A 20,761-nucleotide genomic window follows, 5' to 3' on the forward strand; every position below is an offset into this window, starting at 1 on the left:
TCCCCTAATCCACGACCCCCGCAAGGACAGATCCATGACCAAGGCCAGTTTCCAGCTCTACAGCGCCCGCAACTTCCAGCCCTTCGCCGATGTCTTCGCCACGCTCGCTGCCGCCGGCTATGGCGAGGTGGAAGGCTTCGGCTTCATCTACGAGGGCATGAGCGACGGCGAGCTTTCAGCCCTCAGGGCCGATCTCGACCGCAACGGGCTGACCATGCCGACAGGGCATTTTTCGATCGACATTCTGGAAAGCAATCCCACCCGCGCCATCGAGATCGCCCGGGCCCTCGGCTTCGAGAGCGCCTATTGCCCCTGGCTGCCGCCGGAACACCGCCCGACGACGGCGAAAGGCTGGTTCGCGCTCGGCCAGCGGCTGGAAAAGGCCGGCGCGCCGCTCGTCGCCGCCGGTCTCGATTTCGGCTGGCACAATCACGATTTCGAGTTCTTCCCGCTGGAGGACGGCTCCACGGCGCAGGAACAGATCTTCAGCGGCGGCCCCTCGCTTTCCTGGGAAGCGGATATCGCCTGGATCGTCCGGGGCGGTGCCGATCCCTTCGAGTGGATCGAGCGCATGGGCCATCGCATCACCTCCGTGCACGTGAAGGACATCGCGCCCTCGGGCCAGAACGCGGATGAGGACGGCTGGGCAGATGTCGGTTCCGGCATCGTGCCCTGGGCGAAGCTCATGCCGGCGCTGAAGGCCACGCCCGCCCGCCATTTCATCATGGAGCACGACAATCCGAACGATCTCCAGCGCTTTGCCACGCGCTCCATCGCAGCCTTCCAGTCCTTCTGAACAGGGTAGAATACCATGACCAAGACCTATGGCGTCGGCATCCTCGGATGCGGCAACATCTCCACCACCTATTTCTCGCTGGCGCCGCTCTTCAAGGGGCTGGAGGTGCGCGCCTGCGCCGATCTCAACCCGGCGGCGGCGGAAGCCCGCGCGGCCGAATATGGCGTGCGCGCCCAGTCCATCGAAGACCTGCTCGCCAATGACGAGATCGATGTGATCGTCAACCTCACCATTCCGGATGCCCATTATGCGGTGACGAAGCGCATCCTCGAGGCGGGCAAGCATGCCTATTCGGAAAAGCCGCTGGTGCTCTCGCTGGAGGAGGGCGAGGATCTCCGCCGCATCGCGACGGCGAAGGGGCTGGCCGTCGGCTGCGCGCCGGACACGTTCCTCGGGGGCGCGCACCAGCAGGCCCGCCAGTTCATCGATGCCGGCGGCATCGGCAAGGTCACGTCGGGCACCTGCCACGTGATGGGGCCGGGGATGGAAATGTGGCATCCGAGCCCGGACTTCTTCTTCCTGCCCGGCGGCGGGCCGATCCTCGACATGGGGCCCTATTACATCGCCAATCTCATCAACCTCATCGGCCCGGTGAAGCGGGTTGCGGCGCTCACCAACATGGCGCGGGAAAGCCGCACCATCTCCAGCGAGCCGCGCAAGGGAGAGGTCATCCCGGTGAAGACGCCGACCAACATCCACGCGCTCCTCGAATTCCAGAGCGGTGCAACCATCACGCTGTCCGCCAGCTGGGATGTCTGGGCGCACCGCCATGCCAACATGGAGCTCTATGGCACGGAAGGCTCGATCTTCGTGCCGGACCCGAACTTCTTCGGCGGCAAGGTGGAGGTGACGCCGGCCGGCGCGGAAACGCGCGAGCTTTCGCCCTGGGACCATCCCTTCGGCAGGCTCAACCAGGATCATCCGCATCTCGGGCCGCTCGCCAACTACCGCACCGCCGGCCTCGCCGACATGGTGGCGGCGCTGGAGACGGGGCGCGACGCCCGCTGCTCGCTGGATCGCACGCTGCATGGTGTGGACGTGATGACCTCGATCCTGAAATCGGGCGCGGAAGGGCGTTTCGTGGAGATGACCACCACCTGCACCCAGCCCGCCGCACTCGGCATCGAGGAGGCCAGCGCGCTCCTGAAGTGAGGGCGCCCTAGCGGAAGGTGCCCGCGCGGGGCGGCAGGGCCGGCACGTCGAAGGCGGCGGGCGGCTCGCCGGCCCGGGCGCGGTCGGCCATCGTGCGGAACGCCGCCTCCAGATGGCGGCAGAACCGCTCGGAATCGAAGAGCGGTGCGCGGAAGCGGTTTTCCTCGAGCCGCGCCTTCAGCGCGTCCGACGTTCCCGGGGAACGGGCGATGGCGGATGCCAGCGCCACGAAGCCCTCGCGTCCCTCGGCCACCAGCTCCGGCAGGCCGATGGCGTGAAGCAGGCTTTCCGAAACCCGCCCGGCAAAGGTCTGTCCCTTCATGGTGACAACCGGCAATCCCGCCCACAGCATGTCCGACGTGGTGGTGTGGCCGTTGCAGGGGAAGGTGTCGAGCGCGAGGTCCGCTGCCTGGACGCGGGCGATATGATCCGCATAGGCGCATTTGCTGGCCGGATGTATCCGCGCCGGATCGATGCCGCGCCGGGCGAAGGCGGGCTTCACCGTCTGCCCGTGCGCCATGATCCAGAGATGCGCTTCGGGCGCTTCCTTCAGCACCTCGGCCCAGATGTCCAGCGTCCCGGGCGTGAGCTTCTTCGTGCCGTTGAACGAGGCGAAGAGGAAGACGTCCTCCGGCAGGCCGAGGGCGGCGCGGCTCACCGCCGCCGGTCGTTGCCGGGCAGAGGGATCGTTCGGCTGGTAGCTTTCGGGCAGGCGGCAGAAGAGCTCGTGGAAATGCGGTGCGGAGCCGTCCGGCAGCGTGAACCGGTCGCCGATCACATAGTCGCAATCCACGCCTGCGGCCGATCCGGGAAAGCCCAGCCACGCCACCTGCACCGGCGCGGCCTGCCGGTTGAAGATGCCGCAGCGGTGATTGCCGGTGTGGCCCTTGAGGTCCACCAGAATGTCGATGCCGCGGGCACGGATCGCGGCTTCTGCGGCCGCGTCGTCCATCTCGCGGATGGAGACGATCTTGCCCCAGCCGGATCGCCCGCCGCCATCGAAGGACCGGTACTTCTCCGGTGTGGCGCAGAACAGCGTGATCTCGAACCGGTTGCGGTCATGGTGACGCAACACGTCGCCCAGAAGCCGCATGGTCGCGTGGTCGTCCCAGAGGTCGGAGCTGACATAGCCGATGCGGATGCGCTCGCCCCAGCGATGCGGCATCGCGCGCCGCCTGCGGCGGCTTTCCTCCGTGTAGAGCGGCAGGGCGCCGGTGTTCGCCGCCTTGCGCAGCAGGGCCTCATCCTCCAGCCAGATGAGCGCGGCATGGGGTTCCTCGAATTGCAGGATCGCCGTGTTGCCGCGTGCCAGTTCCGCGCGGATCGCCGCTTCTTCCTTCTCCACCACCTCGAATTCGCATCTCTCCCGGGCAAAGCCCAGATGGGTGAAGCGGATGTAGGGATCGTTCGGGAAAAGGGCCCGGAGCTTGCGGTACACGACGGCATTGGAGGGCGAGTAGGGGTCGCTCGCAAGCAGCCGCGCCGCCATCTGCAGGTGTTCCGGCACCTCGCTCTCGACCAGCCGGTGCTTCAGCGCGTCGACGAGCTGCAATTCGCCGGTCTTTTCGAAGATGGTGATGAGCATGAAGGCGAGGGCGGGGTCCTCGGGCCGCTGCTGCAGGAGGCGAAGGGCGATCAGCTGCGCCTTGTCGTCGTTGCCGGCGGCGAGGTGAAGTTCGGCCGCCCGCCTGGCGTGGTCGTAGGCGGCGGATTGACTGAGCGCCGCCGCGCTTTCGAAGAATTCCGCCGCATCGGCCTTGTGCCCCATTCCGGCCAGCGCTTCGCCCACCAGCGCCAGCACCTCTTCGCTGCTGTCGGGGGTGATGATCGGCTGAAGCACGGCCAGCGCTTCGCCGTAGCGGCGCGTCTCCAGCCTGGCGCGCGCCTCCTGAATGCGGGCATCGACGGTCAAGACTCGTCTCCAAAATCACATAAGTATCGGAGACGAGCCTTACGAACCGAGCCTTGCGCGTTGCTGATGCCGCTCAGCTTTTTCCGAGGCATTCCGTGAGCGAGGAAGCGATGGTGCGCATCAGGGTGAAGTAGAGGTCGGGCCCTTCGGCAAGCGTGCCGCCCTCCGGATCCAGCGTGCCGGAGCGCGCCGCGGATCCTTCCGTCACCACCCCCACGAGCTTCGGCTCGAACTGCGGCTCGGCGAAGACGCAGGTGGCGCCCAGCGAGGCGATCTTGTCGTGGATTTCGCGCACGCGCTCCGCTCCCGGAGGCGTTTCGGGCGAGACGGTGATCGAGCCTGCGACCCTCAGCCCGTAGCGCTTTTCGAAATACTGGTAGGCATCGTGGAACACCACGAAGGGCTTGTTCCGGATGGGGGCCAGCGTATCGGCAAGCTCCCGGTCGAGCGCCTCCAGATTGGCCTCCACCGCCCGTGCATTCGCCCGGTACTGCTCGGCATGGGCGGGGTCTGCCTTTTCCAGCGTATCGCGGATGCTTTCCACCATGGCCACCGCATTTTGCGGGTCCAGCCAGAAATGCAGGTCGTAGGCGCCTTCTTCCCCGTGGTCGTGATGGGCCTCTTCCGCGCCGTCGTGATCCGCATGGGCTTCCTCGGCGTGATCGCCGTCGTCATGGGCTTCGAATGCGCCGCCTTCGCGGAAGGGAAGCTTCGTCAGGCCGGGCGCATCCTGCATCGCCACGATCTGCGCATTGGCGCCCAGGGATTTCATCGGCTCTTCGAGAAAATGCTCGAAATCCGCGCCCATCCAGAAGATCACCTTCGCACTCTCGATGTCGGCCGCATTGGAGGGCTTCAGGCTGTAGGTGTGCGGCGATGCCGAGCCGCCGACGATGAGCTTCGGCTCGCCGACGCCCTGCATGACCGCCGCCACCAGCGAATGCAGCGGCTTGACCGATGCGGTCACGACCGGCGCTTCCTGGCCGTGGGCGGGAAAGCTGCCGAGCAGCGAGAGCGAAACGCCGGCCGCCAGACCTGCGAAGGGAAACCATTTGCTGAGCGTCACCACTTGCCTCCGTTTTGTAATGTTATTACATTCATTGCGTTATGCTATAACGTGTGGCATAGGCTGTGGCAACAGGCATGAAAGAGAAAAAATGCTCGACCGCTCTTCCCCGAATGGCCCGCCGCTGATCACCCTCAAGGGGGTGGGCGTGCGCCGTGGCGACCGCTGGCTCGTGCGCGATGTCGGCTTTTCCGTCAGCCCGCGCGAGATCGTGACGCTCATCGGGCCGAACGGTTCCGGCAAATCCACCACCGCCAAAACCGCGACCGGGGTCCTCAAGCCCACGGAAGGCTGGGTCGAGCGCCGGCCCGGCCTGCGGATCGGCTATGTGCCGCAGAAGCTGCAGGTGGACTGGACGCTGCCGCTGACGGTGCGCCGGCTGATGACGCTGACGGGCCCGCTGGCCGAAAGCGACCTCGTTGCCGCGCTCGAGGCTGCCGGCATCGCCCACATGGCGGGCGCCGAGGTGCAGCATCTCTCGGGCGGCGAGTTCCAGCGCGCGCTCCTTGCCCGCGCCATAGCCCGCAAGCCCGATCTGCTGGTGCTCGACGAGCCGGTGCAGGGTGTCGATTTCAATGGCGAGATTGCCCTTTACGAGCTCATCCGCAAGATCCGCGACGAGACCGGCTGCGGCATCCTGCTGATTTCCCACGACCTGCACGTGGTCATGGCCGAGACGGATACCGTGATCTGCCTGAACGGCCATGTCTGCTGCCGGGGAACGCCGGCTGCCGTCTCGAAAAGCCCGGAATATTCGCGGCTCTTCGGCGGTCGTGCGGCGGGAGCGCTCGCCTTCTACAACCACCAGCACGATCACACCCATCTGCCGGATGGCCGCGTTCTCCACGCGGACGGGCAGATCACGGATCGCTGCTATCCCGGTGACGGACATCATCCGGGCCATGTCCATGACGATGATTGCGGCTGCGGCGAGCCCCGCCTGCACCTGATGTACAAGGGCAGGCTTCAGCCCGAAGTGCCCGCCACGGGCGAGGGGGCTGCCGATGCTTGACGATTTCTTCTTCCGCGCCATGCTGGCCGGCATCGGCCTTGCCATCACCACCGGTCCGCTCGGCTGCTTCATCATCTGGCGGCGGATGGCCTATTTCGGCGATACGATGGCCCATTCCGCGCTGCTCGGCATTGCGCTTTCGCTTCTCTTCAGCGTCAACCTGATGGTGAGCGTCTTCGTCGTGGCGGCGGCCATTTCTCTCCTGCTCATCGTGCTGCAGAAGCGCGGCGGGCTGTCCGCCGATGCGCTGCTCGGCATCCTGTCCCACGCGACGCTTGCCATCGGCCTCGTCATCGTCGCCTTCATGACCTGGGTGCGCGTCGACCTGATGGGCTTCCTCTTCGGCGATATCCTTGCGGTTTCCCGGCAGGATGTCGGCATCATCTGGGGCGGCGGGGTGCTGGTGCTGGCCGCTGTCGCGGCGCTCTGGCGGCCGCTGCTTGCCTCCACCGTCTCGGCCGAGATCGCCGAGGCCGAGGGCATGCATCCGGAAAGGGCAAAGCTGGCCTTCATGCTCCTGATGGCGCTGGTGATCGCGATTGCCATGAAGATCGTCGGCATCCTGCTCATCACCTCGCTGCTGGTGATCCCGGCGGCTGCCGCGCGCCGCTTCTCCCGCACGCCGGAGATGATGGCGGTGCTTGCCTCGCTCATCGGTGCGGCGGCGGTGGTCGGCGGGCTCTACGGCTCCCTGCACTACGACACGCCCTCCGGCCCCTCGATCGCCGTTGCGGCACTCATGATGTTCCTGATCAGCCTCCTGCCTTTCGGCCGCGGTGCCGGGGCGGAGGCTGCAGAAAGGGAGGGCCGCCGATGATTGCGCCCGCACTGACCAAGAACCAGAGCCTTGTCTTCGACGTGCTGGTGCGCGCCGAACAGCCGATCAGCGCCTACACCATCCTGGACCGGTTGCGGGATCACGGCTTCCGCGCGCCGCTGCAGGTCTACCGTGCCCTCGACAAACTGACCGAGGCGGGGCTGGTGCACCGGCTGGAAAGCCTCAACGCCTTCGTCGCCTGCGCCCATCGCAACGCTTCCTGCTGCGGCGGGCATTCGCACGGAACGGTTGCCTTTGCGATCTGCACGGGATGCGGGCAGGCGGACGAATTCCACGATCACGAGATCGATCATCGCCTGACGGTCTGGGCGAAGGCCCGCAATTTCCGTCCGGAAAAGACCACCATCGAGATCCGCGGGCTTTGCGCGCGCTGCGCCGCCTGAGACGGGCGAGGGCGCCGTCTGCATGGAAAAGGGCACGGTCTCCGTGCCCTTCCTGGCCTTGAGGTGAGCCCGGGGCGTCACGGGGTGAGCCCGGGCATCACGCAGTGAACCCGGGTATAACGAGATCAGCCCGGGAGTATCGCGGGACGTCGCGGTCGCCTAGGGACGCCGAAGGATCAGCCGCTCGAGGAAGCGCAGCGACGCGGAGAGCGTTTCGAGCGGCAGCGGGCGGGCGACCATGTGCGGCTCCAGGCCGATGTCCCGCAGCAGATGCTCGGGAAGGCGCGCCACATCGGGTGTGATGACAACAGGTGCCACCGCAATGGTCGGTTCGACCAGCCGAAGATGGGTTGCGGTCCTGGTGCGCGGAGCGGGCGAGGCTGCCGGGGCGTCCCAGCCAGCCTGGATTTTGAGGGAAACGGACATGATCCTGCCTTTCATATGCGAGCGGGCTTTCGCCCATTGCAGGGATCATGCACTTTCAGCTTGCATTGGGGAAACGCGGAATACTTGAGAGTGCTTCAAGGAAAACTTGATCCTGCCGCCTCGCGGCCCTGCACCGCCCTTGCGGCTTCCAGCACCCAGTCGCGGAACACGGCCACCCGCTCGTTCAGCGTTTCGGCGGTGGGGTAGACCAGGTAGTAGCCGAATTCCGGCGGGACGGTGACGCCGAGGTCGAACGGCCGGACGAGCCGTCCTTCCGAAAGGTCGTTCGCGACCATGGAAAAATCCGCCAGCGCCACGACCTCGCCCGTCATCGCCGCCTCGATGGCGTCCGAGGACTTTTCGAAGACGAGCGTGTTGTCGTCGTCGAAATCCGGAATGCCCGCAGCGGCCATCCAGACCGACCAGGTGGGCCAGGTCAGGCCGTCGCCGGTCCAGTGGATATGAGCGAGCGTGTGCTGCAACAGGTCCGACGGCGTCCGGATGGGCCGCTCGCCCTTCAGCAGGCGGGGGCTGCAAACCGGCGCTATCACGTTGGAAAACAGGCGATCCGTCGTGCAGCCGGGATAGTTTCCCGTGCCGAAGCGGATGGCGATATCCACGTCGTCGATCTCGAAATCCCTGAGCTCGTAGGAGACATCGAAGCGCACGTCGATTTCAGGATGGCGCCGGCGGAACTCGACGATGTGCCGCATCAGCCATTTCGTCGCGAATTGCGGGTCGACCGTGACCTTGAGCTGGCGTTCGTCGCGCTTCAGCCGCGCGACCCGGCTTACGGCCCGGTTCATCGTGTCGATGGCCTCTTCCGCCGCCGCGCAGAGGATTTTTCCGGCATCCGTCAGCACCATCGACCGGCCGGTGCGCTGGAACAGCTCGTAGCCGAGCGTCGTCTCGAGTTCCTTTATCTGGAAGCTCACCGCAGCCGGGGTTAGGCCGAGTTCGTCGGCCGCCCGGGTGAAGTTGAGGTGCCGCCCGGCGGCGGCAAGGGTTCTGAGGGTGCGGGTGCCTGGCGCGCTTCGCATGGCGTCTGATAGTTTTCCTTGAAGTTCGGAAAAGCCTATCCGCGCCCGGCCCGAAGGTCAACGGCCGGCATCCGCCCGGCCTCAGAGGCGGCGCAGGTCCCGTGCGAAGCGCTTCCAGTTGCGCACATAGCTGTCGGCGGACCGTTTCAGCCCCTCGGCCGCCTTCTCGTCCAGCGTCCGGATGGCGCGGGCAGGCGAGCCGACGATCAGCGAATTGTCCGGAAACTCCTTCCCCTCCGTCACCAGCGCATTGGCGCCGATCAGGCAGTTGCGGCCGATCCTGGCGCCGTTCAGCACCGTCGCGCCCATGCCGACCAGCGAGTTTTCGCCGATGGTGCAGCCATGGACGATCGCATGATGGCCGATGGTGCAGCCCTCGCCGATGGTCACAGGGAAGCCGGGATCCACATGCACCATGACGCCTTCCTGGATGTTGGTGCGGGCGCCGATGGTGATCGGCTCGTTGTCGCCGCGCAGAACGGCACCGAACCAGATGCCGACATCCTCGCCGAGATGCACTTCGCCGATCACATGGGCGTCGGGGGCGACCCAGTAGCGGTCGTCGGCGGGCGTTTCGGGTGTCTTGTCGCCAAGCGAATAGAGCGGCACGGGCAGGTCCTCCGGTATGCGGGGTTCAGATGACGGTGAGACGGCGCGTGGCAATGCCGTCGATGCCGCAGGCGATCGTATCGCCGCGCGAGACGGGGCCGACGCCGGCGGGCGTGCCGGTCAGGATCACGTCGCCGGGCGCGAGCACGAAAAGCCGGGACAGGGCGGCGATGATTTCCGGCACGCGCCAGATCATCTGCGCGATGTCGCCGGACTGGCGCCGGCTGCCATTGACCTCGAGCCAGATGCCTGCCTTATCAGGATGGCCGATCCGGGCCGCGGGCACGAGGGCAGAGCAGGGGGCGGACTGCTCGAAGGCCTTGGCGACCTCCCAGGGCCGCCCCGCCTTCTTCGCCTCCGCCTGTCGGTCCCGCCGGGTGAAATCGATGGCCACGCCATAGCCGTAGACATGGCCGAGCGCGTCGTCCTCCGCAATATCCGCCCCGCCCTTGCCGATCGCCACCATCAGCTCCACCTCGTGATGCACATCGGCGGAGAGCGGCGGATAGGGAAAGTCACCGGGCGGCGACACCAGGTTGTCCGGGTTCTTCTGGAAGAAGAAGGGCGGTTCGCGGCTGGGATCGCCGCCCATCTCGAGCGCGTGGTCGGCATAGTTTCTCCCGACGCAATAGACCCGCCGGACCGGGAAAAGCCCATCCTCTCCCTCCACCGGAAGCAGCACCGGACGCGGCGCGGGTATGACCAGGCGGGAAGCTGCGGGTTCGGTCATGTCGGTCTTTGCTCCTTTGGCGCGGGACTCGCGGAATGCATCGGTTTCTTCGGCTGCATTATGCCGATCCGGCGCGCCGGGGAAAGCTTTTCTCCGCCTGCCGAAGGGGCTGATTCCTGTGAATATTTTCAGTCAGCTGGCGTACCGAGCGGAACGATCCTGAACGAACCGCGTTCAGCAAGTCCGGGCCCCGCTCATGGGCCCTCCTTAGTGGGAATGGTCCCATCTCGTGACAACACGGAGGAAACAATCATGGCGAACAACCAGGGTGGAAACCAGTCTGGTGGCCGGTCGACCCGGGGCTTTGCATCGATGGATCCTGCACGTCAGCGCGAAATCGCCTCCAAGGGCGGCATGTCTTCTGGCGGCAATTTCAAGAACGATCCGGCCCGGGCAGCGGCAGCCGGCCGCAAGGGCGGCGAGGCATCCGGCGGCAACTTCAAGAATGACCGCGAACGCGCGGCACAGGCAGGCCGCAAGGGCGGTGAAGCTTCGCATGCAAGCCGGTGAGGCCGTGCGCCCCTTCTGGGCGCCGCCCGCTTGCCGGACCGAGGCGTGATCACCCGCGTAGCCCGTCCGGCAGACGACCGTTCTTTCGCGAAGCTCGAAGGAGGCCTTTTGGCCTCCTTCGCTATTTCCGGCCCTCTTCCGGCCGCTATTTCTGCCCCAACTTGTCCCGCACCGAGGCAAAGAGCGCCGCATCCTCTTCCGCAGCCGCATCGCACTGCTTCGAGCCGATGGCAACGCGGGTGGCCTCCTTCAGCGGCCGCATGGGCATGAGCACCGCTTCCCCGCCCGTCTTCTGGCCCGGCACCGAATAGATGTGCCGGAAATCCACCGCCACCTCCCGGTCGTCCCGGTCGTAGAACACCGCCGCGATGCAGACGTGATCGTCGTCGTCGGGGTCGCGGTTGTCGAGGAGGACGCGGGTCTCGATCCGGTTCTCTTCCCCATCCATCTTCACCGCGAAAACGTAATGCTGGTCGCGCTTCCAGTCCCACCGGCTTTCCAGCAGGGTGCAGAAGCCGCGCTCGTCCGGCGCCGCGCAGTGTTCCACGGGCCGAACCCGCCAGACATAGCCCTGCCAGCCCTCCTTCAGCGCGACCTGTGCGTCGTCGCTGGAAAGCAGGCCGATTGCGAGGGAGAGTTCCTTGAGAAGCGAAGCCATGCGGCGCACATCGGCGGGGAATATGTCCTATTTGTGGAGGCCGCCGCCCTTCGCCGCCCTCCACCGGCCGATACACTGGCCCCTGCGGGCCGCCCTTGGCCGCCCGGGGCGCTTCACCCTTACGGGCCGCTCCTCTGCCGCCAGTGGCGCCGGCCCCTGCGGGCTTCATGTCGCTGCCCAGACGCGCTTGCCCCTTACGGGCGGCCTTAACCGCCCGGGGCACCGATCTCTGCGGCTCGCCCCCATGGCCGCCCGGGGTGCTTCACCCTTACGGGCCGCTCCTCTGCCGCCAGTGGTGCCTGCCCCTGCGGGCCTCATGTCGCTGCCCAGACGCGCTTGCCCCTTACGAGCGGCCCTAACGCCCGGGGCACCGATCTCTGCAGCCCGCCCTTGGTCGCCCAGAGCGCTTCACCCTTACGGGCCGCTCCTCTGCCGCCAGTTATGCCTTCGCCTGCGGGCCACCTTTCGCCGCCCCGAGGCGTTGGCCCCTTACGCGCCGCCTTAACAGCCCGGGGCGCTGGCCCCTTACGGGCCGCTCCTCTGCCGCGAGCGGTGCCGGCCCCTGCGGGCCGCCTTTCGCCGCCCGGAGGCGTTGGCCCTTTACAGCCCGACTTAACCGCCCGGGGCACCGATCTCTGCGGCTCGCCCTCTTGGCCGCCCGGGGCGCTGGCCCCTTACGGGCCGCTCCTCTGCCGCGAGCGGTGCCGGCCCCTGCGGGCCGCCTTTCGCCGCCCCGAGGCGTTGGCCCCTTGAAGCCGCCAGCTTCCCGCATACCCGCACCCGGGCTTTTCGCTTGCCGGCGAACCGCGCTTCCTTATCGGGCGGATCCGTAGTAGGAGAGCCGCAAACACCCCTTGCGGGGGGAGAGCGGCGGGGATGGCTATTCCTTCTCCATCCCGATAATCCGAGAGTCAGAATAGCAATCTCGGACAGAAAAAGCAAGAAAATCTAATTTAGGTAATCCGGAATCGATCCATGGCTGACAATGCGGCATTAGCGGGAAAGAGCCCTTATTCCGGCGGCAAGATCTTCGCCTTCGTTCCCATGCTGGACTGGACGGATCGTCCTGAAAAACAGGGCGTTCTGGTTGACGTTCGTACTTTCGTTCGTACCACTACCCGCCGGCACTGCGGCAAAGGGCTTCGACCGGACGGTGGCCAGCGGGTAGGGTAGGGCGGCGAGCGCACGGCACGTGTTGGGCCGGTGGTGAGCACTCGCCTGTGGTGAACTGGCGGCCGCGGCGCGATTCGAACGCGCATCTCCCCTCCAGTTACGGTGTCCGGTGTAGAAGACCGGGCCGGTAAGCGGCCAGCACTCTGAATTAGACGTGGTGAAAACCAATCCCCTCGCCATGGATGTTCACGGCGCCGATCTTCGCGAGACAGTTCACGGAACGCCGAAGGTGCGCCTCCATCTCTTCAACAATCTCCGTCGTTTCGAGATCCGCGCGGGTCGCCTCCACCAGTCGGTCGATTGAGCCTAGAACGTAGCCGAGCCGGACGATGACGCCCCTGACGTCAACCGGATCCTGCGTAGAGGCTGCGCGTCCGATCTGGTCAATGACTGCGTGATAGGCTTCGCCTGCCTTTTCGTTGTCCTCGTCATCGGCCTGATTTACGGCGGCAACAGCCGCTCTGTACATGTTCACCAGCGGATCCGCTGAAAGTATGTTTTGGAAGTCGTCGGCGTGAATGTGAAGCATTTCTTTTCCCTCGATTTGACGGGCAAAGCATCATGAGAAAATCTCGCGAAGTCAACAGCGTTAAATGAAATAAGTTATTGTTTTTATGACAATTTTGACAAATTTGTAAGGTAGTTATATTTATCAATTAATTCGCTTCATGCGATAACGCTCAGAAGAAATTTTGTTCCGGTTTGCATTCTGAAGTCGAAATGCTTTGTCGTGCTTATCTTGGCTCGGACACCGCTAACGCATTTTCCGCCAACAGCTAGAGGGCCTCTAACGCAGATGGCTGTCACGGTAAAATCAACTTTGCCTCGTTTATAGTGGGCATCTATCACATCTTTGGTTGTGTTGAAGGTGGAGAGGCTCACATGTCAAACTACTTATTGGACGCTCTTCGTGAGCAAAGCGAAATTGCAAAGGACATGGCGCACAAAGTCGCCGCAATACTGATTGCGCCAGATCTTACTGCTGAGCAAGCAAGCCAAGTTTATCGGTATGTTGAAAAGTGCGCACAGGATTTTGACCGATTTCAAGAGCTTCTTGAGGATCATGACTTGGACGATGGGTTCTTCAAGGTGGTAGAATCCATTGAAGATCTCTGGTCGAATATGTCCGTAGCCGCAGCACGAAAAATTGGGAACTCAAGTGAAGCGTTTTTTAATTCTCGCAGCAGCCGTAGCTGCCCTGGCCTCATGCCAGACTGACGCGCAGGTTAGGTCAGGAAAGCCATTCGCTCAGTTCAAGACGGCTAAGAATGCTAATGATGCGGTGGCCTGTCTGATCCCGTCCATCGAGAAGTCATACAACGCAGTCGCGATTGAGCGCTGGCGATTCGTAGCGCAGACACTGGTGCCAAATCGAGAGTACGACATCGTGCCGACAGCTGGAATGATCAACGGCCACTATCTCTACACGGTCAACGTAAAGCAGACTGCAGGTGGATCCGATCTCACTATGTATACCGGTCAGTTCGTTATGCCGTTCCTGACGAAGGGGATAACTGACGGCATTAGGGGCTGCTGACGCAAAAAAGCCCGCCGAGTGGCTGGCTCTTCATTTGAAGAAGCTGGCTATGAGGTGGAGCACGCCGACAATCAGCCCATCCTTGATCTCGACATCTACTTCTGTGGTGGCGGCCTTGGTGGTTCGTTTGTACGTGAAGCGCATGGTGAAAACTCCAGTTTCACCATTCTATACGGGCTAGATGGTTGTTACGTCATCCGCTTATCTGTCGGCTCCAAAGTCAGCCGTCGTGCGCCTCGCCGATGCAGAACCAAGATCTTTGAGAGGCAAGATGATATTGGTGGTCTTTAGCCCCGCTAGGATTTCATCTCTGCCGCGCAGAGCCGGAACCGCTTTACCCCTTTTTCCAGATAAGAGCTTTGGCAAAGGCCTGTATCGCCTTCTCCCGATCCGCCTCCGCCATTAGTCTGGCGATGTTCTCAAAGTCGGCGTTGTGTAGGAACAGTGTGATTTTCTCACTTTTTTCGTCTGTGCCTAGATCAAACGCGAACTCAACACCGTGGTGCAGAGCGCCGGTTGGCGGCATCACCCATTCAGCGTCGATGCTGGTTGTACGGCCGGCGTGAACGCTCCTTCTGTATACCCATGAGCGCTTAAGTTTCATTGTGCCCTCTGTGAAAACGGTCAAGCCAAGGCATGCCATCTCGGGGCAAACTAGAGCACGGACAATTGTCCGAACCTTGCATTGCAAACCATGCACGGTCCGGCCCACCGGTTAGCCGCGGTAGATTTCAGCCCACCGGAAGTGACGAACTTGACCTCCACCTTGTCGATAGGTTCCTAACGCGGGTCGTTTGCAGTGGCGCCTTCAGGTTCCGCAATGGAACGCACCGTGAACAAAAAACCTGTGCGTTTCCACCACCACGGTTTGTCCAGATCGATCGAGAACGAGTAGTAATATTTACAGGAGACAGAAGTGATTCGATTTCGGCTTCCATCCCCGAAACAGCCACAAGCCTAAGCGAGTCCAACCGCGCTGGGTCTCTGGCTCCTAAAGCCCCGGGACGGGAACTGGCTCCACACCAGTTTCCGTCTCGGCCCGTTACCCTTGTGAGGGTAAATGCACCTTGTAGCGCAAAGCGCAACAGCGCAACATCTGTTTCACGTTCTACACAAAGAATTGTAAAACAGCGAGACACCAGCGCGACACATCACCGCTCCAAAACACGTTTCACTTCTGGAATGCGGGCCATTGTGTAGTTCGTGGTAACAACGGTGCCGTTCTCGTTGCGCATGGTTGCGACGTTGGCCCAACCACCACAGGCCGAAGATCGGCGAGCCTGGGCGGCCAGCAGCGCTGGCATGCCGGCAATGGGATCGGCAGCGTAGCTCGCGAAGTCCTCTTCGGAAACTGATGGCGTGGCGCAGCCTCCGGGCAGTTCCAAGACTTCAGCGCGGCCGTCTACTATGGCGATCCGGCAAGCACGCGGGCGGCCGCCGTAGATGCCGCCAATGAACACTTCTTCATCAGCGTCCGTCAGCCGCGCTTTCACCACGTCGATCGCCGTGAGGTAGTCCGTGCTGTACTCCTGAATTAGCCGGCTGTACTTTTCCAGCGCGGACAGCTTGCCGCGGGTAGCCAGCATCAGGGCCATGTGATTGAAAACGGCCGTTTTCATCACGTCGAAACGCTTCAATCCACCAGCGACCACAGCCCGCGTGTCGGTGACGAAAGTAACATGATCGACATCTACAATAACGTTGACGATACTCATTTCGGCCTCGATTCGATTACTTGGATGCCGCCAACGGCCGCAGTGGTGACCAGGGCGGTAACAATGCCCTGTACGGCTGCCGGAACTGCCCCAAATGCTGCAGTCAGGATGCTTCCAACAATTGGGGAGATGATTGGATCGTGGTGTACGTTCAGTGCATATGTGCTGGTGTTTGCCCGCAAATCCATTTCGCGAACTCGGCGGAAGATTTCCGCCGAGTCTGCATGTTCATAATGTGTGCATGACGTAAAACTTCGATACGGCATATCAACCCTTCTGGCTGCTATAGCGGTTGTTCATGGTGCCGAAGCCACCGCGGCGCATTTGCTCGTTCTGTGCGGCAATCCCTTGGTCAACACCTTGCTTGACAAGGTTGCGCACATGATCATCGCCGTTGGCGCCGTGGATGTGCACGTTGAGAACGCCGCTGCGGCTGCCGTTGTCGTTGGCATTGCCCATCCTGGCGACGGATGGCATGACGGGAACGGCGACGGGACGAACGACGCCGCCTGCAGCCATGTGCCCTATGGTGCCGTTGTTGATGGCATGCAAAAGCGCCATGTGCTTGCGGCTCGAGCGCGCGTTAACGACGAATTCCCCGTTGGAAAGCATCGTTGGGATGCTGTCGCTCGTGCCTGTCCCGGGTCCGGAAACAGGTCCGCCAGCCGCTCTGAACAGGCGGTCGCTTGTATACAGGCTTCCGCTTGTCTTCCCGCCACCGCCAAACAGCGACCCGAGGAACGAGAAAAGACCACCGCCACCTCCGCCCCCGCCACCAGCGCCACCGAGAGCCGATCCTACTTGCGTCAGACCAGATCCGAATGTGCCGAGGCCGCTTGTTGCCGCCTCTGCCGTCTCGCCGAGCTTGCCAAGTGCGTTGTTGAACTTGTCAACGTACTGGCTGCCGGTGGTTCCAAGGATGTCAGCAGCACCTGCTCCCTGCGCCAGCGGCCGCCCGGTAAACCAGACACTAGCCGCGTCCTGCGGGTTTCCATACTTGGCAACGGATGCGCCGAAATACTTATTGAACACCGCATCCTGGGCAGACGGGCTGGATAGGAAGGCGGAAGGTGACATTGACTGCCCGAGTGCGCCCTTGGTCCACGAAGGGATATTGGCGCCCATTACCTGATAGGCACCATACGCCCTGTCGCCGCTCTTCGTGATTGGGCCGAGGGCGCCGTAGTTACCGCCGCTCTCAATGGACTGGATGGCCTTAGCGTAAGAGCTAATATTTCCGAGACCACTACGCTGAACCGGAATAACCGGCGCCGCGCCAACAGCGCTCACGACACCGGCAACAGCACCGCCGCCACTGGATGATGCGCCATCACCGAAAATCGCGCCAGTGATCGCCTTCGACAGGTTTGTCAGAGCCTGATCAAGCACCTTGGAAAGCACGTTGTTGATGGCGTTCTTGATCGCCGTGGCGAACGCCTCACCGATGTCTCCGCCACTGCTAACCAGTGCCGATTGGAAGTCTGTCAGAAATGACTTGATGCCGTCCTGCGTGTCCTGCATCTGGATCATCTGCCGGATCGCGGCAGCTTCGTCGCTGGCCAGATCCGTTGGACGCCCATACTGCTGAAGCGTGCTGTACACCTTCTGCTCAGTGGAGGACAAACCAGAGAGCTTGCGCTGCTCTAGTAGATCCTGCTGTAGCTTGGCCTTTGCAAGCTGCTCGCTGTATTGCTTGTAAAGATCAACCTTCTTCTCAAGCTCCCCGCGCTGCTCGGCGCTTAGCTTTCGGCCTTTATCTTCCGCCTGCTGCAGCAGATCCAGCTTGAACCGCAGCGCATCGGCTTCAATGCCTGCCTTGCCGGTGAGCTCAATCTCCTGGCGCATCTGCGCAAGACGATCGTCTGCCGATTTGACCAGATCGCGATAGGCGTTGGATGCGGAGCCGGCCTTTTTGGTATCGCCGGGGAGGCCTTCTAGTTCAATGTTCGGACGCGGGGTCGGAGTTGGCGGGGTGACCCATTGCCCGTTCGAGAGAATTTTAGGATCCGCGCTTTCGGCATCACGCGCACGCTGGCTCTGCTGCTCATTGGGGTCGGTGATGAACCGACCGCCTGCCGATGTCATAGGATTCAGCGTGCCAAGCGGCGGAAGCTTCTTGACCAGATCCACGAGAATGGCCGCGTCCTGCTTCAGCTTAGCTGCGTTCGTGGACGACTTGCCAATCGAGGCGGCCAGACCATCAAACTGCGCCGCAAAATCCGCGATGGCGGGTACGCCGGTTTGGCTTGCGAATGCGGCAAGGGCGGTCTGTACCGCTTTGGCCTGCTCGGTCGTTGCGGACCCATCCTTGATAGCAGCGGCGAGATCAGAAAAGGCGCGCTGAAGAGTTGAGACTTGATCTGCCTCTGCGCCAGCAGCCGACAACAGCGACACCACATCGGCGAACTCCACCGTAAGATCGCTGACCCTACTCCTCAGTTCCTCCCATTGGCGGGCTGCTTCAATGGCAGCTGCGTCCTTAATATCGGCGCTATCTGCAAGTTTCTGCCGCGCCTCTTCGTATTTTCGCAGCTCTGGAAGAGCGCTACCCCACTTGTCGATGACCTTCTGGATCAGCTCTTCTTCACGGCGCAACGTTTCTTCGGACTTCTCCCCGCCGGATGAAACGGATGAAAAGTACTGGATCGCGGCAGCGCCACCAGCCACAAGGCCGATCGTGACAAGAGAAACAGGATTTACGAGCGAAGCAAATGCTTCCGCCAGCCCTGCGACAACGGCCTTCCCACCCCCCATGGTCTGAAAGACCGAAGAAAGCTGCGTGCCCTGCTGCAGAGCAATCTGCAGCGGGTTCATACCCATCGCGGCTGTTACGCCGATATCCTGAAACTGCGCCGCGATATTGGCGGTTTGGTATGCCCCAGCGCCGTTGGAAGTTAACCGGCCTGGACCGGCGCTAATCGCCTGGTTCCGCCCCTTAATGGCAGCGGTAGCGGCAAGTGCCGCCTGCCGCTCGCGCGACATGGCAGCCTGATATTCCGTTGAAGAGATCGCCCCAAGTGCGTGCGCGCGCTTGATGTCGTCCGCGTTTTTACGGTACTGCGACTGAACTGCGAAAAGCGGATTGTATTTCGCACGAAGGCGCTCGAGCTCCTTGCCTTGATCAGCAAGCGCTCCATTCCACTCCTTCACACCCTTCGCACCAATGCCAACCATGGCGTTGATGCGGTTCTGCATGGCAGTCGTGACAGAGTTGTCAACGGACTTGCCTACCGCGTCAAACTGCTTCTTTACAGTGCCGGCAAGCGTTCCGAGATCCTGCTCAATACGCTTGATGCTGCGCCGAAGCGTGGCCTGATCGGTGCTAATCGAAATTATCAGGTCATCGGTATTGTCGGCCATGCGCTAGCCCTCGATTTCGGCGAGGGCGATTTCTTCAACCAGCGTGAGGGCCAGTGCATCTTTCCCTGCAACCGCGTACGTTGCGGCGCCGGCCGTTACCAAGGCCTCCGCCACCATCTGAGGTTCGACGCCTTCTTGCATAAGGCGCACCGCAAATTGCTGCGCAGCTTCATGCATAATTTTTCTAAGCATATGAAATTCCTATCTAAAGTACTGATCCGCTGGGTCTTCCGGATTGTCGCAGGGGCTGGATGCGAAACGTGCTGTCGCCGGCGTTGCGCCCATCTGGCCGAGACAAAGGCGGAGAAGGTTAAGGCCTGAAGTGCACAGCGTCTGCTGGACCATCTTGGCTTTCAGAATTGCGGCAATCTCTAGGATGCCGCGATGCGAACCGTTCAGCCACGGCATGTCGGCTGCCAGTTCGCGCCAAGCAGTCGCAGCCGCGGAATCCATGAAATCTGGCGGATCACCGAGATGTTGAAGGCATGTCGGTTCAATCCTTGGGCGGTATCGCTGTGGATCCTTTATCGTCGCGCCAGTTATTTTGGCAACGGCGAGCGGTTTTCGAGGTCTAGCCATCGGCACCCCATGTTTTCATTTGCGGAAATGCACGCGTTTGCCCATCGCCGGTACGGAGGCCGGATCGGGCCAGAGATCGGACCCACCCCTCCCTCAAGAGGTGATGCCGCGCGCGCGCATCTTAGCCGCAGCCCTTGCCGCAGCGCCGGCAGTGCCGGAAAGGGTCGCTTCGGTGTCATCTCCGTAGGCCGGAAAGGCAGTGAGGGTTATTTCAAAGAGTTCGACCTCTTTGATAATGCGAAGCGGCAGGCGCTTGCCGCCATCTTGCCATTCCTCATCGGCTACGAAGAAGCCGAAGGAGCAACCCCGAACATCGCCGCGGCGCACCGTTCCGAGCGCCTCCTGACCGGATGGCGTTGATGGGTCGGGCATCAGCCTGAAGCGAAGCCCCTGCGCGTCTTCAGCAAGTTCGAGCGTTCCTGCCGAAGTCCTGCCGATCACCCGGCCGCTGTCGTGGTCCAGTAACGCAACCACGTCGGGGAAGTCGCGCAATGATCTTGTGAAGCAGCCCGGAGCCAGGACTTCACGCCAGGCTCCGGCAATTACCGCCTCGCGATTGAAGCGGGCAACGTAACCAGTGATCTCATCGGCCATTTTCATACTTCCGCAGCTTGGCCTCGGCTTCGGCTAGCTTCGACCGCGCGCGCAACTTTTCTGCGATCTCGCGCGCCGTTGCGGATGTGCGGATTGCCGCGCCACCAGGCATTGTGACGAGGCGCTCGCGCGTTCCAGACTTTGAAACCGCACGTTCAACCGACATGGCCAGCCTCTTTCGCTTCAGCGATAAGACGGGTCATCGCATTATCATTGCCAGCGAAGAACGGCACGCGAACCGGTTGCAGGTATCCTATTTGCGCGCCTTCCCGTTCCAGTGCGTCAGGCACCTCGTCGAGTGTGTCATAGGCGGCCTTCGCCGCCTTCAGCGCTTCAATGAATGCAGCGACCCGCTTGCCGTATTCCGGCCGTGCCGCATTGCATGCAGAAACAGAAGCTGGACTAATGCGCTCGGCACGGCGGCGCTCTACGATTGCGATCGCCTGCTCAACATCTCGCTCTTCTGCAACAAGCTCGCGAAGACGAGCCCGCTTCCCATTAACTGTGCTGGCGTCAGTGTCCTCGCCGATCAGCGCGGCGACGTTGGAGCTATATGATGCGGACCGCGGCGCATTGGCGAGCTCTTCCTGAAGCTCCAGTTTTTCCGCCGCAAGTTTCCCCAGCTTCTCATGCAGCAGAGCCAGCCGCGTGGTCATATCCCGATAGTCGGT

Annotated in this window: 23 protein-coding genes and 1 tRNA gene; 8 read left to right on the top strand and 16 right to left on the bottom strand. The window is 62.6% G+C overall.

Going from position 1 to position 20,761, the window contains the following annotated elements:
* Positions 1-34: 34 nt before the first annotated feature.
* Both GGR23_RS20730 and GGR23_RS20735 read left to right on the top strand, forming a co-directional pair.
* A complete protein-coding gene (locus GGR23_RS20730) occupies positions 35-796 on the top strand; it encodes a sugar phosphate isomerase/epimerase family protein (protein WP_183368258.1) in 762 nt (253 codons plus the stop codon).
* 15 nt (positions 797-811) lie between these two features.
* Positions 812-1,948, top strand: a complete 1,137-nt coding sequence (locus GGR23_RS20735; RefSeq protein WP_183368259.1) for a Gfo/Idh/MocA family protein — start codon at positions 812-814, stop codon at positions 1,946-1,948.
* 7 nt (positions 1,949-1,955) lie between these two features.
* Here the strand turns inward: GGR23_RS20735 and GGR23_RS20740 are convergent, their stop codons facing one another.
* Positions 1,956-3,860 (bottom strand): O-linked N-acetylglucosamine transferase, SPINDLY family protein, encoded by a 1,905-nt coding sequence (locus GGR23_RS20740; RefSeq protein ID WP_183368260.1) that lies wholly within the window; start codon positions 3,858-3,860, stop codon positions 1,956-1,958.
* Positions 3,861-3,933: 73 nt separating this feature from the next.
* Positions 3,934-4,926, bottom strand: coding sequence for a zinc ABC transporter substrate-binding protein (locus tag GGR23_RS20745; protein ID WP_382340977.1), 993 nt, complete (start codon positions 4,924-4,926; stop codon positions 3,934-3,936).
* A 91-nt stretch (positions 4,927-5,017) separates the two neighbouring features.
* Between GGR23_RS20745 and GGR23_RS20750 the strand changes: the two genes are divergently transcribed.
* Genes GGR23_RS20750 through GGR23_RS20760 form a run of 3 tightly spaced genes read left to right on the top strand, consistent with a single transcriptional unit; the run spans position 5,018 to position 7,159 of the window.
* Complete coding sequence (locus GGR23_RS20750) at positions 5,018-5,938, top strand: ATP-binding cassette domain-containing protein (RefSeq protein WP_183368261.1); 921 nt, start codon at positions 5,018-5,020, stop codon at positions 5,936-5,938.
* Complete coding sequence (locus tag GGR23_RS20755) at positions 5,931-6,755, top strand: metal ABC transporter permease (protein WP_183368262.1); 825 nt, start codon at positions 5,931-5,933, stop codon at positions 6,753-6,755. The genes GGR23_RS20750 and GGR23_RS20755 overlap by 8 nt, the downstream gene beginning before the upstream one ends.
* Complete coding sequence (locus GGR23_RS20760) at positions 6,752-7,159, top strand: Fur family transcriptional regulator (protein ID WP_183368263.1); 408 nt, start codon at positions 6,752-6,754, stop codon at positions 7,157-7,159. The genes GGR23_RS20755 and GGR23_RS20760 overlap by 4 nt, the downstream gene beginning before the upstream one ends.
* Positions 7,160-7,318: 159 nt before the next feature.
* Here GGR23_RS20760 and GGR23_RS20765 read toward each other — a convergent pair whose 3' ends face one another.
* From GGR23_RS20765 to GGR23_RS20780, 4 genes are all read right to left on the bottom strand, one after another.
* The gene (locus tag GGR23_RS20765) at positions 7,319-7,585 is read right to left on the bottom strand and encodes a hypothetical protein (RefSeq protein ID WP_183368264.1); all 267 of its coding nucleotides are present in this window, start codon (positions 7,583-7,585) and stop codon (positions 7,319-7,321) included.
* A gap of 95 nt (positions 7,586-7,680) precedes the next feature.
* Positions 7,681-8,625 carry a transcriptional regulator GcvA gene (gcvA, locus tag GGR23_RS20770; RefSeq protein WP_183368265.1) on the bottom strand — a complete coding sequence of 315 codons (945 nt, stop codon included), beginning with the start codon at positions 8,623-8,625 and terminating at the stop codon, positions 7,681-7,683.
* Positions 8,626-8,706: 81 nt separating this feature from the next.
* Positions 8,707-9,234 carry a DapH/DapD/GlmU-related protein gene (locus GGR23_RS20775; RefSeq protein WP_183368266.1) on the bottom strand — a complete coding sequence of 176 codons (528 nt, stop codon included), beginning with the start codon at positions 9,232-9,234 and terminating at the stop codon, positions 8,707-8,709.
* Between the two features lie 25 nt (positions 9,235-9,259).
* The gene (locus GGR23_RS20780) at positions 9,260-9,964 is read right to left on the bottom strand and encodes a fumarylacetoacetate hydrolase family protein (protein ID WP_183368267.1); all 705 of its coding nucleotides are present in this window, start codon (positions 9,962-9,964) and stop codon (positions 9,260-9,262) included.
* 252 nt (positions 9,965-10,216) lie between these two features.
* Here GGR23_RS20780 and GGR23_RS20785 point away from each other — a divergent pair, with 252 nt between their 5' ends.
* Positions 10,217-10,474 (top strand): con-10 family general stress protein, encoded by a 258-nt coding sequence (locus tag GGR23_RS20785; protein ID WP_210297040.1) that lies wholly within the window; start codon positions 10,217-10,219, stop codon positions 10,472-10,474.
* A 145-nt stretch (positions 10,475-10,619) separates the two neighbouring features.
* On the opposite strand, the gene GGR23_RS20790 is transcribed toward GGR23_RS20785, so the two are convergent.
* Positions 10,620-11,132 (bottom strand): hypothetical protein, encoded by a 513-nt coding sequence (locus GGR23_RS20790; protein ID WP_183368269.1) that lies wholly within the window; start codon positions 11,130-11,132, stop codon positions 10,620-10,622.
* A 975-nt stretch (positions 11,133-12,107) separates the two neighbouring features.
* Here GGR23_RS20790 and GGR23_RS20795 point away from each other — a divergent pair.
* Positions 12,108-12,305 carry a hypothetical protein gene (locus tag GGR23_RS20795; protein ID WP_183368270.1) on the top strand — a complete coding sequence of 66 codons (198 nt, stop codon included), beginning with the start codon at positions 12,108-12,110 and terminating at the stop codon, positions 12,303-12,305.
* 56 nt (positions 12,306-12,361) lie between these two features.
* On the opposite strand, the gene GGR23_RS20800 is transcribed toward GGR23_RS20795, so the two are convergent.
* Both GGR23_RS20800 and GGR23_RS20805 read right to left on the bottom strand, forming a co-directional pair.
* Positions 12,362-12,442: transfer RNA gene (locus GGR23_RS20800), tRNA-Tyr, on the bottom strand.
* Between the two features lie 11 nt (positions 12,443-12,453).
* Complete coding sequence (locus GGR23_RS20805) at positions 12,454-12,834, bottom strand: hypothetical protein (RefSeq protein WP_183368271.1); 381 nt, start codon at positions 12,832-12,834, stop codon at positions 12,454-12,456.
* 353 nt (positions 12,835-13,187) lie between these two features.
* Between GGR23_RS20805 and GGR23_RS20810 the strand changes: the two genes are divergently transcribed.
* Positions 13,188-13,523, top strand: a complete 336-nt coding sequence (locus GGR23_RS20810; RefSeq protein WP_183368272.1) for a hypothetical protein — start codon at positions 13,188-13,190, stop codon at positions 13,521-13,523.
* A gap of 653 nt (positions 13,524-14,176) precedes the next feature.
* Here the strand turns inward: GGR23_RS20810 and GGR23_RS20815 are convergent.
* The 7 genes from GGR23_RS20815 to GGR23_RS20845 all read right to left on the bottom strand — a co-directional run.
* The gene (locus GGR23_RS20815) at positions 14,177-14,446 is read right to left on the bottom strand and encodes a hypothetical protein (protein WP_183368273.1); all 270 of its coding nucleotides are present in this window, start codon (positions 14,444-14,446) and stop codon (positions 14,177-14,179) included.
* Between the two features lie 547 nt (positions 14,447-14,993).
* A complete protein-coding gene (locus GGR23_RS20820; RefSeq protein ID WP_183368274.1) occupies positions 14,994-15,557 on the bottom strand; it encodes a hypothetical protein in 564 nt (187 codons plus the stop codon).
* Positions 15,558-15,824: 267 nt separating this feature from the next.
* On the bottom strand, positions 15,825-18,917 hold the full coding sequence (locus tag GGR23_RS20825) for a phage tail length tape measure family protein (protein WP_183368275.1): 3,093 nt from the start codon (positions 18,915-18,917) through the stop codon (positions 15,825-15,827).
* Positions 18,918-18,920: 3 nt separating this feature from the next.
* A complete protein-coding gene (locus GGR23_RS20830; protein WP_183368276.1) occupies positions 18,921-19,109 on the bottom strand; it encodes a hypothetical protein in 189 nt (62 codons plus the stop codon).
* Positions 19,110-19,589: 480 nt separating this feature from the next.
* Complete coding sequence (locus tag GGR23_RS20835) at positions 19,590-20,090, bottom strand: HK97 family phage prohead protease (RefSeq protein WP_183368277.1); 501 nt, start codon at positions 20,088-20,090, stop codon at positions 19,590-19,592.
* Positions 20,080-20,256, bottom strand: coding sequence for a hypothetical protein (locus tag GGR23_RS20840; RefSeq protein ID WP_183368278.1), 177 nt, complete (start codon positions 20,254-20,256; stop codon positions 20,080-20,082). The genes GGR23_RS20835 and GGR23_RS20840 overlap by 11 nt, the downstream gene beginning before the upstream one ends.
* Positions 20,246-20,761 (bottom strand): hypothetical protein (locus GGR23_RS20845; RefSeq protein WP_210297041.1); only part of this gene is annotated, 516 nt, incomplete at its 5' end. The genes GGR23_RS20845 and GGR23_RS20840, both read right to left, overlap by 11 nt.

It is taken from the genome of Gellertiella hungarica (assembly GCF_014197145.1).
Taxonomy (GTDB): domain Bacteria; phylum Pseudomonadota; class Alphaproteobacteria; order Rhizobiales; family Rhizobiaceae; genus Gellertiella; species Gellertiella hungarica.